Origin of the sequence: Mariprofundus sp. EBB-1, from assembly GCF_003665155.1 — a bacterium.
Classification (GTDB): domain Bacteria; phylum Pseudomonadota; class Zetaproteobacteria; order Mariprofundales; family Mariprofundaceae; genus Mariprofundus.
Window position 1 is genome coordinate 1 of the sequence record NZ_RCFQ01000011.1, and the last position, 13,437, is coordinate 13,437.

Genomic DNA, 13,437 nt, shown 5'->3' on the forward strand with positions numbered 1-13,437 from the left:
TTTGCCGAGTAGATTTCTCATAAGTCCGACAGACTCCTAGCTGTTGAAATTACTATTTTGACGAAGGCTTATAAATCTTTGTAAATAGCACGAACGCCTTCCGGCTCACATACCAGCAAAGTATCGCATCCTGCCTGTAAGGCCTGTTGAGCAGCCGAAGATACATCTTCACCTACACCTTTCATGCATAGATCATCAGACCAGATCCGGCCAAAAAAGTTCATGCGATCACGCAGTACATGGCGCACCCAGAATGGTGAAAGCGTTGCGACCTCTTTGACGGTGTCGGTATAAATCACATGTGCGGTCATGATATGTTTCAACCCTTCCGGGATCAGGCGTGAAAATGATTCTGCTTCACTCAGGATGGTCGCCAGCGGTGCATCGACTTCAGGCACTGCCACATGCGAGTCTGCATTGGCACGGCCATGGCCGGGGAAATGTTTACCAACAGCTTCAATGCCGGCGTCTTGTAAGCCGCGCATGCAGGCCGTGGCCAAGGCAGTTACTTGCTCGACATGATCACCAAACGCACGTTGCCCGATGATGCCATGTCCATCCGGATGAAAGAGATCCAGTACTGGCGCGCAGTTATGTGTGAAGCCAAGTTCGTTGAGTGCTTCACCAATAGCCAGGCTATCCTGATATACAGCCTGAATGGCTGTGCCTGCATTGCGTTCATACATCACACCGTACTCTGCTGCATGGCGGCGATTATTGAATGGAGCCCATGGCATACGGTTCACACGTCCACCTTCTTCATCAATAGCGGCCCAGGTCTGTTGTCCGGTAGTCGCCCGAACTTCAGCCAACAGCGCTTTCACCTGTTCCGGGCTTTCAATATTGCGCGCAAACAGGATCACGCCCAAGGGTGGTTTCTCTTTGAGCCAGACTCTTTCTTGTTCAGTCAGCGCTGTCCCCAGCAAACCGATAATCAGATGTTCATTCATGCGTACAGCTTCCTGTTAACGTTTTTAGCCGACTAACTAATTATATGACTTAACGAATGTCCGCTTTCGGCCAGAAGCGGTCATTCGGCTAAACTTATTAATTGGCTACCATCCGCCCCAAACAGTCTCTTTTGTAAAAGTGAGCTTTGGTACTTCTATACTTTTACCATCATGCGATACTGGAATGGATAGGTAGAATATTTCTTCTACGGATGGTGGTTTTACTTTAAACATAACAGAAAGCGAAACGACCTCTACCGCAGAGTTTTCGGTACGAGCTTTTGCTTCATATGTCTTCGATTCTTGAGTTGGAATCCAGGTCCTTTTCACTCTTGGAGGTTGTAACACTGAAATGTACTCTCCTTCATGGTACATCTTTCCGGTACTCAGTTCAGTTTCAATGTCACATATGTTCTGCCCTACACTAAGAGAGATTGGGCTATATTTAATCCCCTTTGAATCCTCATATTGAATGCTAGCAGGGCTGATTGAATAATTTCCTTCAAGTGAAAGCATTGATACTGTTACAATAAATACAGGCTCATTTTCTAAGCTTGGCATTGTTCCAAGCGGCACTGGGGGGATCACCATAAAGAAGGTCTTCTGCCCATAGTTGCAGGAAGACACTTCAATCACTAAAGCATTTTCGCCTTTATTTTCATTAGATGCTTTCCAAAGAGTTGTGGATGGTTCATTTAATTGAGTGGGGTGAGCCTCCCATCCATCTAGGTTGTTAATTTTCCCTATACTGGCGATTCGATGTGCAGAACATCCGGATAAAATAACTATTAAAGCAATAAACAACGATAATATCTTCATCTTATTCCGTCCCAATATCTATTTTGTGAATGGCTATTACCAATGTTCTGAATGTCCGCTTTGGGTCGGAAGCAGTCATTTATTTTGTATCCATACGTACATCCAGTTTATCGCGCAGAGCATCACCCAAAAGGTTTACCGCCATGACTAGTGAAAAGAGAATCAGACCGGGCCAGATGACCAGTGTCGGTGAGACCAGCATTAAACGTGTGCCTTCACGAATCATGGTGCCCAGAGACGCATCCGGTGGTTGCACACCCACACCAAGGAACGATAGCCCGGCTTCACCGATAATCACGGCAGCCAACCCGAAGCTGGCTTCAATCAACAGTGGTGCGGCGATGTTGGGTAGCAGGTGACGCACGGCGATATAGGGAGCGGTGGAACCATTGGCGATAGCGGCCTCTACAAAGGGCACCGATTTAAAGGATAAGACCTGCACCCTGGCTAAACGGGCAAAACCGACCCAGCCGACAGCAACCAGTGCCAGAACCAGATTTTCAATGCCGGGGCCGAGCATGGCTGCCATCGCAATAGCCAGCAGGATGCCGGGAAAGGAGAGCACTATATCAGCGAAGCGCATGAGCAGTGCATCCAGCCAGCCGCCTACCCAACCGGCCAGCATGCCGATGCTGATACCAATGATACCACCAAGAAATACGACGGTGATCCCAACCATGAGTGAGAGTTGCAGCCCCTCGGAAAGTCTTGCGAGCAGATCGCGGCCAAGCGCATCGGTTCCTAGCAGGTGGGATCCGCTCATCTGTGCGAGTACAGCATGCAGATCAATGGCATGACCATCCAGCCCGTTGAAAAGTGCCACTAATAGTACCAGTACAGGCAATGATAGGCAGACGATGACCAGTTTATAACTTGAATTAGACATTGCGCTGTCTTGGATCAAGCCATAGGCCAAGTAGATCGGCAGCCAGATTAGCCAACACATAAAATGAGGCGATGATCAGTACACAGCCCTGCACGAGCGGATAATCGCGGCGTTGAATGGCTTCGATGGTTAACAGCCCCAGTCCGGGCCAGTCAAATACGGTTTCCGTGATGACGGCTCCGCCCAGTACGGCCCCTAATTGCAGTGCAAACATGGTGACAACGGGCACAGCCGCTAGTCTTGCAGCATGCCTCCACCAGATCCGTTGTTCAGAAACACCGAAGGCACGAGCAGTGCGTGTGGCATCCATGCTCATCGCTTCCAGCCAGGATGAGCGTGCCATGCGTGATAAAATTGCAGCTAAGGCAGTACCAAGGGTAACGGCCGGTAAAATCATGGAGCCGGGTTGATCCATACCGGATACAGGTAACCAGCCGAGTCCTACAGAAAACAGCAGCATCAACATTGGTCCCAACCAAAAATTGGGAATGGACACACCGACCAATGAAAAACCCATAGCCATCACATCCTGTGATTTGCCAGCATGCTTGGCTGCCCAGTAACCCAGTGGCAGCGCTAGTACAATGGCAAGCAGTAGACTCACCAGAGCCAGTTGGGTGGTAGCGGGCACACGCTCAAGGATGCGTTCCAGCACTGGTCTGTGATCAACAAGGCTGGTGCCCCAGTCACCGGAGATTAAACCGGATAAGTAGTTACCGTATTGCATGAGAATGGGTTGATCCAGATGCAGAGCGATGCGCAGTGCTTCACGATCTGCCGGCATGGCCGTTTCTCCAAGCAGGGCATCCACCGGATCGCCGGGTACCAGATGTAGTAAAAAGAACACCAATGTAGCCACGCCGAGCAGCGTCGGTATGGCCTGCAATGTGCGTGTAAATACAATCTGCCCAAACATGCGGGCAGCCTAGCCGCGAAGAAGGTCGGAAAGAAGTCCTCTAAATCGAGACTGATATTTTATAACGAGGAGAGTGCCGCCATCTGTTGATCTGCCCAGAGCATTGATTCAGTCTGCAGGCGTGTCAGATCGGCATATTTGATGCGTTTGCCATTTTCACTGAATGCCTTGATCACATCCCAATCTCCCGTTTCCAGGGCTCTGGCTACAGCAAGTTTTTCACCCATTGTTGAATTGGCATCAATCAACCCATTATAAACGTGTTCCGCCAGAGATACTTCAACGAGTGACTCCTGCATGGAGCAGTCCAGCAGGGCATCAAGAATAGAGAACAGACCGGTAAGGAAATCATCCTCGATAGCCTTGTCTCCCATCTCCCTTGCCAGCATTTCAAGAAAACGGGCACGCCACAGAGCCTGCCTGATTAACTCTTTCGGTTTATTTTCAGCCAGTGATGTCATGGTAAGCAGCGTCAGCCAGCGGCGAATATTATTCAGCCCCAGCAGACTCAACGCCTGTTCAATCGACTGCACCTCACGCCTGAGCGCAAAAGCTGCAGAATTGATATATTTTAACAAACGATAAGAGAGCGTCACATCCTGTTTCACCACATCAAACATTTCATCAATCGAGGTGGCTGTCATAGCCTGCTGCATTGCGCGCAATACCGACATCCGTGATTCCGGTGGCTTAGTGCCACTTACAGTATCGGGTTTGCAGTAGAAATAACCCTGATACAGATCAAAACCCAGGGCTTTGGCTTTTTCAGCTTCTTCATATGAATCAATTTTTTCGGCCAGAAACTTCACATTCTTATGTCTGAATGCCTTGATGATGTTGGCCGGGTCTTCCTCAGCCTCAATCCAGTCCACCTTGATGATATCAATCAGATCAATGAATGGCTGCGCATGTTCAACGCTAATCACATCATCGAGAGCCAGTGTATAACCCGCATCTTTTAGATTTCTGCAAGCCGCCAATACTGCAGGGTTGGGATTAACATGTTCAAGTACTTCCAGAACGACTTGCTGTTGTGGTAATGCTTGAGAAAGTTCGGACTCATGCAATAAAAATGACTCGTCTATATTGAAGAATACGGGCAATGCACCGGCTATATTTTCCAGCCCGATATCCATAACGGCGTTGACCATCACCTGCGAGGTCATTTCAGCCCCAGACCCCTGAGCCCCGCCCCGAAAGAGCATCTCGTATGCAATCACGTTATAATCACGATCAAAAATAGGTTGGCGACCAATCAAAATTTCATTTGACATGCGGGATCTCCCAAAGAAAACAATATGCATGTGGGTACGCAATTATTATGCCATCAAACAGCTCTTGCCATGCGCGAGCGGCATCGACATGATTTCGCGTATGCAGACACAACATTTTGACGCGGAAGAAATTGCGAAGTTCGAAGCCATGGCTGAGGAATGGTGGGACCCCACCGGTAAATTTAAACCTCTACACCGTATCAATCCACTCAGACTTGATTATATCGCACGTCAGCTGGACATGAAGCAGGCGAAAATTCTCGATGTGGGCTGTGGTGGAGGCCTGTTGGCTGAAGGGATGGCGGTGCGTGGCGGAACCGTTACTGGAATTGATCGCTCTCCTAAGGCATTAAATATAGCGCGTCTGCATGCCGAACAATCGGATGTGCAAGTTGAATATGTTGAGAATGATGCTGAACTTTGGGCTGAATCACATGCTGAATATTATGATGCGGTAACGTGTCTGGAAGTGCTTGAACATGTGCCGGATGTGCCGCGTACGGTGGCAGCATGTGCCTCCATGATTAAACCCGGTGGCCATTTCTTTTTTGCCACATTAAATCGTAATCCTGTCTCTTATGTAAAAGCCATTCTGGGAGCGGAATATGTGCTCGGCTGGTTGCCCAAAGGGACCCATGAATATGCTAAATTTATCAAACCATCGGAAATGAACAGTGCACTGCGCGCAGCTGATCTGGAGATCAAGGATTTGCGCGGCATGAGTTACGCGATGTTTAGTGATCATTTTTCACTTTCAGATGATTTGTCTGTCAATTATCTGGGCTTTGCAATTAAACCAGCTTAAGGATTGACCCAGAGAAGAAGCTCCTATTTAGAGGGCTTACCACAATAGTGCTAATGTCATCGGGTTTGCTTGTATGGCGGTTTGTGATCAAAGCGCATCGACTGATCAGATGTTGCCCATTGGCAGAAAAATATTGTGAGTTATAATGCCGATATGCGACTTATCATGCTGGATACAGAAACTACCGGGTTATCACCGCTAAAGGGTGACCGCATGGTTGAAATTGGTGCTATTGAAGTACTCAACCGAAAAGTGCTATCCGGTGATAAGCATGTATTTCATCACTATATTAATCCTGAACGGGATATCCCTCCGGAAGTTGTCCGTATTCACGGTATTGATAACAAAAAAGTGAAAAATGCTCCCACCTTTAAAGAGATTGCACAGCAGTTTCTGGATTTTATCGAGGGGGCAACGCTGGTTATTCATAATGCCTCATTTGATTTGGGTTTCATCATGAATGAGCTGCGTTTGCACGGCTTGCCTAATATTCAAAATATCCCGGTCATTGATACGCTGGCGTTTGCGCGTAAGAAACATCCTAACCAGAGAAATAATTTGGATGTGCTGTGTGACCGATACAATGTAGAACGTGGTCACCGTGAATTGCATGGCGCGTTACTTGATTCGGAATTGTTGGCCGAAGTATATCTGGGTATGACAGGTGGTCGTCAGTTTTCACTGGGTATGGATATTCCCAGTCTGCCGGCATCAAGCTTTGTTCAGCTGCCCGAGCAGTCACGCGGTCGTGATGAACAGGCAGAGACGGCCAGCATGATGCAACGTAAGCCGCTAACGATTGAAGATCACGAACATCAAGCACACATGTCTATGATGCAGCGCATTCATAAAGAGAGTGGCGGCAAGTCTATCTGGCATCATCCTGAGCTAGTGTGACTGGCTCTGTCTGATCAATGATGGAACGGTTTTTGCGAATCATGGATTGAATCGTTTTGACATATGCCATACCACGTTCAGAGTAATTTTTTAGTCCATTTGCTAACAATTCTGCCTGAATAGGCTGTTGCTGTTTTTGCAGCTTACTGCGAATTGTTCTCAAGTTTGCATAGGCACCGGATGAGTTGATGTTTTTCATGTAGGCGCGCACAGACTTGGTCTTGTTTTTAAAGTACCTGACTTCATGTGCAGCACCTTTAGCGCGTTGCTTGGGCACAATGCCGCAGCCTTTCTGAAAACACCATTGGCCAAAATAATTATTACCTTCACGGGCAAAACGGGATGTGCCCCAGGCAGATTCATTGGCTGCCTGTACCAGAGCTAGCTCAACGGGAATGATATTGACGCGGTTGAGCAGGTTATTCCAGAATGTTTGATCCGGGGTGGTAGGCATGGTGATGCCATATGTTGAGGACAATGTTGCTAAGGTCGCGCTATCTTGTTTACTTAGTACTTTTTTATGCTTTAGTTGCATGATCTGTTGACGCTGTTGTGAAATTTTATTGTTTTCATCTACGATAATGGGTTTCATCAGTGCAAAGAAATTACTCTTTTTCTGCTGCACAGGATGTTTCACGATCGCTTTTTTCACAACAGGCGCAGGAATGGTGGTTTCAACGGCTTTAGGCTGTTCGACAGGGGCAGGCTTTGTATGCGTAGAACAGGCAGACATGACGACTGCTGCAGTCAGCCAGATCAGGGCGGTGGTAAGAGCTTTAATGACTCTTGGAGAGTGGAATGAAAACTTTCGCATCGGCGGAGTATGAATGCATGCACGGTTTTCTCTGTGATGCATGTCACATCGTTATTTCCCGCATAGATTGCTTGTTAGCTTTTACTATGGAATGCATCTATCACAGCGCTTGAATGAGAACTAACGGACAAGTTCTATGTTTGTCTATACGCTGCCGGACATGACAGCAGAGACTTCTTCAACGGTGCCTTCCAAACAAACGGCCTCATTTTATGATCTTGGGCCAGAGCAGGTATTGCAGGCTATCGAAAGTGTTGGTTTTCTATGTGACGGGTATCAACTGGGGCTTAATTCTTATGAAAACAGGGTGTATCAGATTGGCATAGAAGATGGGGAGTCTATCGTTGCCAAATTTTATCGACCCAACCGTTGGCGGAATGACGCTATTATAGAAGAGCATGATTTCACGCTTGAGCTGGAATCTTTGGATATTCCGGTTGTACCACCACTATTGATTGATGATAAGAGCCTGCACCACTACAAAGGCCATCGCTTTTCGCTTTATCCTTTGCAGGCGGGTCGGGCACCAAACCTCGAAAACAAAACACATCTGGAGCAGCTGGGACGTTATTTTGCACGCATTCATGCTTTAGGTGCGGTTTCGGATTTTGAACATCGCCCTGCCTTGGATGTGCATACGTTTGGTGATGATGCCTATGAGTTTCTTATGGAGCATGCATTCATACCGCCGGAGCTGGAGGCGGCCTATGAAAAGGTGATCGAAGATGTGCTGGAGACCGTTGAGCAGGCCTTTGAGAATATTGAGCCCCGATATATCCGGCTGCATGGTGATGGCCATCTGGGTAATATTTTGTGGAAACACGGTTCTCCATATATTGTTGATTTTGATGACGCGCGTATGGGGCCGGCAGTACAGGATTTATGGATGTTTCTTTCCGGTGATCGTGCGCAAATGAGTAGTTCACTGGATACAATCTTGCGTGCCTATAGTGAGTTTCATGATTTTGATTGCTGCGAACTCTCCCTGATTGAACCTTTGAGAACATTGCGAATCATTCATCATTCATCATGGTTGGCTAAACGTTGGGATGATCCGGCTTTTCAACGTGCCTTTCCCTGGTTTAATACACAGAATTTTTGGCAGGATCATATCTTGTCGCTTAAAGAGCAGGCGGCTGCCATGCAGGAGCCGCCACTGCAATGGATCAAGTAAGTTATGAGAGAGGAATAAATGAGCGCTGAAATGAAAGCCAGATCAGAATCAAAACGCAGTGATAAGATGGCACTGTGGATGTTATTGCTTGTCGGTATTGTTACTGGAGCTGTTTTTTTATGGACAAGCTCTCAGTACCAGCAGAGCAGTGGGGCAGTGAGTACCCATGTTGATGATCAAGGTCATTTACATGTATTGGGTGTCACACTCGGCGTTAGCAGTTTGACTCAGACGGAAGATATTCTGCAGAGTAAAAGTGATGTGGCCCTCTATATCTATCCTGAGGGGCATGCCAAGGCAGGACTAAAGTTAGAAGCTTTTTTTCCGGCTATTGCCGACCACACCAAAGTGGTGGTGTTGCTGGATGTGGAAGATAGTGAGCTACAAGCGATTGCTATGCGTGGCACGGTGCCGCGCCTCTATCCCAATCAAGTAGCACGCATGAATCTTGCTCCTGATGATGTGACCAGTGTACATGATGCCATTGTGAAAGAGCTGACACTGATTCCAAATCTGAATGTGACAGCAGAAAACCTGAAAGCGCGTTTTGGAGAACCGGATCGAATAGTTTCTCTTGGAGAGGGGCAGGATCAGTATGAATATGATGCGATTGGACTGAAAGCTGTCATCAGCAAAGAAGAACCGCCTGAATTACATTTTTCTAATCCCAAAATGTAATCGTGCGAATAAAATGATTGCTGAGCTATGTCTTGTTTTATAGCGAATAGTCATTGGCTGGTCGCATCCAGTAATTTGATTTATAAAGGGTCTAAGAGATCAAATGAGCATCATTTAATGATGCATCATCATGCCGCTGCGGGAGATGGTGATGATGCCAATGATGATAAGTATGACTGCGGCGATGCGCATGGCGTTGTTACGTAATGTTGGGCTCATGTTGTGCAGTGCCGATGGGATGAACATCATGGCAGGGACGGTGCCTATGCCAAAAACACACATCATCACCGTGGCTTTGTATGCATTGCCTGAGGCTAGAGATAGCGACAGAGCTGCATAGACGAGGCCACAGGGTAACAGGCCATTGGCTAAACCAAGTGCATACCAGCTTTTGGCGCGCGCATGAGATGAGGCGCGCTGAGCCAGTTGAGCCAAACCTGTTTTTCTACTTGCCCAAGTGCTGAAGTGACGTAACGGATCCGGTAACCAGCCAACCAGATTCAGGGCGAAAATAATCATTACGCTACCTGCTAATATGGCCAAGGCACGTTGCAGTAAGTCGCCGCCAAATGCGCTTAGAGCAACACCACTGAATCCAACCAACAGACCGAGCAGGCTATATGTGCTTATGCGGCCGCATTGGTAGATGAATAATCCACCCCACCATGTTTTGCTTTGGCTCATGCTTACGGCTGTGACCAGTCCACCGCACATGCCAATGCAATGCAGACTGCCCATAAAACCGAGAGAGAGCATTAGCAGTAGCGCCGATGGCAGTGTGTCAGTCATGCTTGAAGTTGTTTGGTTTGTCGGTTGTTGTTGAGCTTGTGTTGTTCTGTGTTTGATCGACGTCATCGTCATCCAGAATGCGATGAGCTGGGCCTTCCATGTCATCATACTGGCCATTTTTTACAGCCCAGAAGAAGACCAACACACTGACCAAGCCAAGCAGAATCATGCCAGGAATTAAACCATAGATAACACTCATGTTTTCTCCTGTATCAGCGATAATTAACACCAAACTTCATCCGAACGATAACATTAATAGTGGGATCGGGCGATTGACAGTCAGGTATTATTATTATATTATGCAATAATAATATATATTATTAAGGAGATTGATATGAAAAAAACTGTAATTGCGATTGGTGCTGCAGCAATATTGTTAAGTGGGATGGCTGTTGGAGAAGCGTTAGCAGCTCCTCAAAGTAAGTGTAAGAGTTGCCATACCTTTGATCAAGGTGGCAAACATAAGACTGGGCCAAACCTGTTTGGCATTATGGGTAGTAAGGCAGGTAGCACAGATTTTGGAAAATACAGTAAGTCATTGAAAGCAGGTGACTGGGTCTGGGATGATGAGAACATGAAGGCCTGGGTGTGTAAATCTAAAGATGCGATCAAAAAGTTGTCTGGCGATGACCATGCTAAAACTAAAATGGGTAACCAGAAGAAGTGTGATGCCAAAGCAGATGCGGTAGTTGCATTTTTACATACGCTTAAATAAATCAACAGCAAGATAGCTCCGGCGTCATTCCCCCTCCCTTTATGACGCCGGGGCTTTTTTTGTCCTAATTCAACACAGTCGGAACCAAAAAAGGTTACATTCAATGCCTTCGTGGTAAAAGTTTTTGTGCAGTTTTACAAGGTTTGATCGGTAAGAGACTAAGATGTAATCAATCAGGTCTTTTATTGCGCATATGCCGTCTGATAAGGATGGCATTTCCAATGACCACCAAAGAACTCAGTGGCATGGCGATCGCAGCGAATAGTGGTGTTACCCATGCCGCCATTGCAGCAGGGACCAGCATGATATTATAAGCTAGTGATAGGGTTAGGTTCTGATGGATGGTGGTGATGGTGCGGTCACCCAGATCAAGTGCCCAGGCGATGCGACTCAAATCACTGCTCATCAATACGATATCGGAACATTCCATCGACACATCTGTGCCACTGCCCATGGCGATACTGATATCGGCCTGCGTTAATGCGGGTGCATCATTGATGCCATCGCCGACCATTAATATATGTTGACCACTCTTTTGCAGGGTTTTGACGTGATTAGCTTTATCTTCAGGCAATACGCCTGCAATCACGTGAATTGGAGCATTTGCATGCGTGGATAAGCGTTGTTGCAAGTGGTTGGCAGCAGCTTTTGAATCACCGCTTAACAGGGTGATGCCAAGACCGTGTTGGCTCAAATTAGTGATAAGATCAAAGGCCTCGTCTCGCAGTTGATCTTCGATGCGAAGAATGCCGAGTAGTTTACCATCTACTGCAACCAGCACTGGCACGGCCATGCTGGATTCGATGTGATTACATGATGTGGATATGGCTTCAGGAAGATGGATGCCTTGTTGCTGCATTAAGCGCTGGTTACCAATCCATACCTGTTGTCCATCCACCATTCCGCTGACTCCCATGCCTGGCAATAGTTGCGCATGTTGGCAGTCGAGGAAATGTAATCCTTCTGTTACTACTGTGGCACATACTGCTTTAGAGATAGGGTGGGAATAGCCTCGTTCTACTGCGCCTGCGAGCAGCAGTAAGCGTTCTTTGCTGTTTTCAGTATCATGCTCATCTACAAGCAAAGTATCTGTTACACGCATCTGGCCGGTTGTTAGCGTGCCTGTTTTATCCAATACCACATGGGTGATTTTTGAGAGACCTTCCAGCGCTTCGCCATTGCGTACAAGTACGCCGTTCCGTGCAGCAAATGCAGTGCTAACGGCAATCGCCATTGGGGTGGCTAAGCCCAGGGCACAGGGGCAGGTGATAATGAGGACGGCTGTTGCAGATAGCAGGGCGGTGTTAAAATCGAGTGTTGTCCACCAATAGATAAAGGTAAGGGTGGCAAGTAGAAGCGTGCTGCTTACAAACCAGGGTGCAATTCGATCTGCTATGCGCTGAATAGGCGCTTTTGAGCCCTGAGCAGATTCAACCAGATGAATAATACGGGCCAGCACAGTGGCCGATCCGGTTGTTTTCACTTGCATAATGAATGGGTTTTCACCATTGACAGTACCAGCGAATACAGTGCCATTACGCTGCTTATGCACAGGCAAGGGTTCACCGGTTAACATGGATTCGTCAATATGGGAGTTGCCTTCAATGATGGCACCATCAGCGGGTACTTTGTCACCCGGTTTGATGCGCAGCAGGTCACCGGGTATTAATTTACGCACTGCAATGCGTTCTTCACTACCATCAGCCATGATGCGGGTTGCCATGCGTGGTTGTAACTCCATCAATCGCAGTGTGGAGGCAGAAGCGTTTTGGCGTGCCAGAGCTTCCAAGTATCGGCCGATCAGAATGACAAATAGAAAACTTACAACGGTATCAAAATATACGTGGGGGCCGCCTTGTATGGTTTGCCAGAGTGAGTATGTGAAAGTGGCCAGTGCACCGATGCTAATGGGCAGGTCCATGGACAGCGTACCGTGGCACACTCCTCGCCAGGCAGATTTGAGAATAGGGCCACCTGAATAGAGTAATACTGGTGTGGCAATTGCGAAGCTAATCCAGTGGAAGAAATGACGGTACTCAATGCTGATGCCAGAAAACGCACCGGCATACAGTGCAATGGATATCCACATGATGTTCATGGCACCAAAACCAGCGAATCCTAAACGAAATAGTAGTGCTCGGTTTTGTTGATGAGCTGCGCCTTCAAGGTGTTCCATGTTAAATGGTATAGCGGTATAACCGAGCGCAGCCAATCGGGTCATGATCTGCGTCAGGGATACGGTTTCAGCTCGCCATTGCAGCAACAAGCGATGATGGACCAAATTGACCTCTGCTTTGATGATGCCAGGCATACCAGCAAGGGCTTTCTCAATCAGCCATACACAGGCCGCACAATGAATACCCTCAACCATGAGGCGCGCCTGTAGTGATCCATTGGACAGATTCTGGGTGAATTCCTGTTGTACTTCGCTAAGATCATATTGATCTATATCCGCGGGTGCTTCAGGAGGTGGCGTTATATTGCTTTCATATTTTTGTAGGCGTTGATAAAAATTATCCAGACCAGCCTCATGGATGACCTGGCATACACTTAAACAACCAGAGCAGCAAAAAAGGTGTTCTTCATCCGGGGCGTCTGTTTGTTGGATAGTACCAGTGCAGGCGGCCGAGCCATTGGCTGGCAGACCACAATGAAAGCACTGTTCGTTGACTATGGGCAATGGAGTTTCTTATAAGCAGATAAGCTATTATCACTGCATA

At 47.4% G+C, this 13,437-nt stretch carries 14 protein-coding genes; 5 read left to right on the forward strand and 9 right to left on the reverse strand.

The genetic code is table 11. The annotated features are described in order from the left end of the window. Positions 1-68: 68 nt before the first annotated feature. The 5 genes from nagZ to D8Y20_RS06135 form a co-directional block, all read right to left on the reverse strand. Positions 69-950, reverse strand: a complete 882-nt coding sequence (gene nagZ / locus D8Y20_RS06115) for a beta-N-acetylhexosaminidase (protein WP_121542161.1) — start codon at positions 948-950, stop codon at positions 69-71. A gap of 105 nt (positions 951-1,055) precedes the next feature. Beyond that, positions 1,056-1,769 carry a hypothetical protein gene (locus D8Y20_RS06120; RefSeq protein ID WP_121542162.1) on the reverse strand — a complete coding sequence of 238 codons (714 nt, stop codon included), beginning with the start codon at positions 1,767-1,769 and terminating at the stop codon, positions 1,056-1,058. A gap of 79 nt (positions 1,770-1,848) precedes the next feature. Beyond that, on the reverse strand, positions 1,849-2,655 hold the full coding sequence (locus tag D8Y20_RS06125; RefSeq protein ID WP_121542163.1) for an ABC transporter permease: 807 nt from the start codon (positions 2,653-2,655) through the stop codon (positions 1,849-1,851). After that, on the reverse strand, positions 2,648-3,571 hold the full coding sequence (locus D8Y20_RS06130) for an ABC transporter permease (RefSeq protein ID WP_121542164.1): 924 nt from the start codon (positions 3,569-3,571) through the stop codon (positions 2,648-2,650). Before D8Y20_RS06130 ends, D8Y20_RS06125 begins: the two co-directional genes overlap by 8 nt. A 59-nt stretch (positions 3,572-3,630) precedes the next feature. After that, on the reverse strand, positions 3,631-4,845 hold the full coding sequence (locus D8Y20_RS06135; protein ID WP_161957591.1) for an EAL and HDOD domain-containing protein: 1,215 nt from the start codon (positions 4,843-4,845) through the stop codon (positions 3,631-3,633). Positions 4,846-4,945: 100 nt separating this feature from the next. Here D8Y20_RS06135 and ubiG point away from each other — a divergent pair, with 100 nt between their 5' ends. Both ubiG and dnaQ read left to right on the forward strand, forming a co-directional pair. Then, positions 4,946-5,650, forward strand: coding sequence for a bifunctional 2-polyprenyl-6-hydroxyphenol methylase/3-demethylubiquinol 3-O-methyltransferase UbiG (gene ubiG, locus D8Y20_RS06140; RefSeq protein WP_121542243.1), 705 nt, complete (start codon positions 4,946-4,948; stop codon positions 5,648-5,650). 153 nt (positions 5,651-5,803) lie between these two features. Beyond that, complete coding sequence (dnaQ, locus tag D8Y20_RS06145) at positions 5,804-6,547, forward strand: DNA polymerase III subunit epsilon (RefSeq protein WP_121542244.1); 744 nt, start codon at positions 5,804-5,806, stop codon at positions 6,545-6,547. Here the strand turns inward: dnaQ and D8Y20_RS06150 are convergent. Continuing rightward, positions 6,519-7,361, reverse strand: a complete 843-nt coding sequence (locus D8Y20_RS06150; RefSeq protein WP_121542245.1) for a glucosaminidase domain-containing protein — start codon at positions 7,359-7,361, stop codon at positions 6,519-6,521. The genes dnaQ and D8Y20_RS06150 overlap by 29 nt on opposite strands. 160 nt (positions 7,362-7,521) lie before the next feature. Here D8Y20_RS06150 and D8Y20_RS06155 point away from each other — a divergent pair, with 160 nt between their 5' ends. Together D8Y20_RS06155 and D8Y20_RS06160 are read left to right on the forward strand one after the other, a co-directional pair. After that, positions 7,522-8,535, forward strand: a complete 1,014-nt coding sequence (locus tag D8Y20_RS06155; RefSeq protein ID WP_121542246.1) for a serine/threonine protein kinase — start codon at positions 7,522-7,524, stop codon at positions 8,533-8,535. Between the two features lie 18 nt (positions 8,536-8,553). Continuing rightward, on the forward strand, positions 8,554-9,213 hold the full coding sequence (locus D8Y20_RS06160) for a hypothetical protein (protein ID WP_236075291.1): 660 nt from the start codon (positions 8,554-8,556) through the stop codon (positions 9,211-9,213). Positions 9,214-9,327: 114 nt separating this feature from the next. On the opposite strand, the gene D8Y20_RS06165 is transcribed toward D8Y20_RS06160, so the two are convergent. Together D8Y20_RS06165 and ccoS are read right to left on the reverse strand one after the other, a co-directional pair. Beyond that, positions 9,328-10,002 (reverse strand): sulfite exporter TauE/SafE family protein, encoded by a 675-nt coding sequence (locus D8Y20_RS06165; RefSeq protein ID WP_121542166.1) that lies wholly within the window; start codon positions 10,000-10,002, stop codon positions 9,328-9,330. Continuing rightward, a complete protein-coding gene (gene ccoS, locus D8Y20_RS06170) occupies positions 9,995-10,201 on the reverse strand; it encodes a cbb3-type cytochrome oxidase assembly protein CcoS (RefSeq protein ID WP_121542167.1) in 207 nt (68 codons plus the stop codon). The genes D8Y20_RS06165 and ccoS overlap by 8 nt, the downstream gene beginning before the upstream one ends. A gap of 135 nt (positions 10,202-10,336) precedes the next feature. Here ccoS and D8Y20_RS06175 point away from each other — a divergent pair, with 135 nt between their 5' ends. Beyond that, positions 10,337-10,717, forward strand: coding sequence for a cytochrome c family protein (locus D8Y20_RS06175; RefSeq protein ID WP_121542168.1), 381 nt, complete (start codon positions 10,337-10,339; stop codon positions 10,715-10,717). Between the two features lie 169 nt (positions 10,718-10,886). Here the strand turns inward: D8Y20_RS06175 and D8Y20_RS06180 are convergent, their stop codons facing one another. Next, positions 10,887-13,397 carry a heavy metal translocating P-type ATPase gene (locus D8Y20_RS06180; RefSeq protein ID WP_201265555.1) on the reverse strand — a complete coding sequence of 837 codons (2,511 nt, stop codon included), beginning with the start codon at positions 13,395-13,397 and terminating at the stop codon, positions 10,887-10,889. Between the last annotated feature and the right edge of the window lie 40 nt (positions 13,398-13,437).

Coding starts and splice junctions, on each gene's coding strand:
- nagZ (WP_121542161.1), bottom strand. CDS start 950: ATGAATGAACATCTGATTATCGGTTTGCTGGGGACAGCGCTGACTGAA.
- D8Y20_RS06120 (WP_121542162.1), bottom strand. CDS start 1,769: ATGAAGATATTATCGTTGTTTATTGCTTTAATAGTTATTTTATCCGGA.
- D8Y20_RS06125 (WP_121542163.1), bottom strand. CDS start 2,655: ATGTCTAATTCAAGTTATAAACTGGTCATCGTCTGCCTATCATTGCCT.
- D8Y20_RS06130 (WP_121542164.1), bottom strand. CDS start 3,571: ATGTTTGGGCAGATTGTATTTACACGCACATTGCAGGCCATACCGACG.
- D8Y20_RS06135 (WP_161957591.1), bottom strand. CDS start 4,845: ATGTCAAATGAAATTTTGATTGGTCGCCAACCTATTTTTGATCGTGAT.
- ubiG (WP_121542243.1), top strand. CDS start 4,946: ATGCAGACACAACATTTTGACGCGGAAGAAATTGCGAAGTTCGAAGCC.
- dnaQ (WP_121542244.1), top strand. CDS start 5,804: ATGCGACTTATCATGCTGGATACAGAAACTACCGGGTTATCACCGCTA.
- D8Y20_RS06150 (WP_121542245.1), bottom strand. CDS start 7,361: ATGCGAAAGTTTTCATTCCACTCTCCAAGAGTCATTAAAGCTCTTACC.
- D8Y20_RS06155 (WP_121542246.1), top strand. CDS start 7,522: ATGACAGCAGAGACTTCTTCAACGGTGCCTTCCAAACAAACGGCCTCA.
- D8Y20_RS06160 (WP_236075291.1), top strand. CDS start 8,554: ATGAGCGCTGAAATGAAAGCCAGATCAGAATCAAAACGCAGTGATAAG.
- D8Y20_RS06165 (WP_121542166.1), bottom strand. CDS start 10,002: ATGACTGACACACTGCCATCGGCGCTACTGCTAATGCTCTCTCTCGGT.
- ccoS (WP_121542167.1), bottom strand. CDS start 10,201: ATGAGTGTTATCTATGGTTTAATTCCTGGCATGATTCTGCTTGGCTTG.
- D8Y20_RS06175 (WP_121542168.1), top strand. CDS start 10,337: ATGAAAAAAACTGTAATTGCGATTGGTGCTGCAGCAATATTGTTAAGT.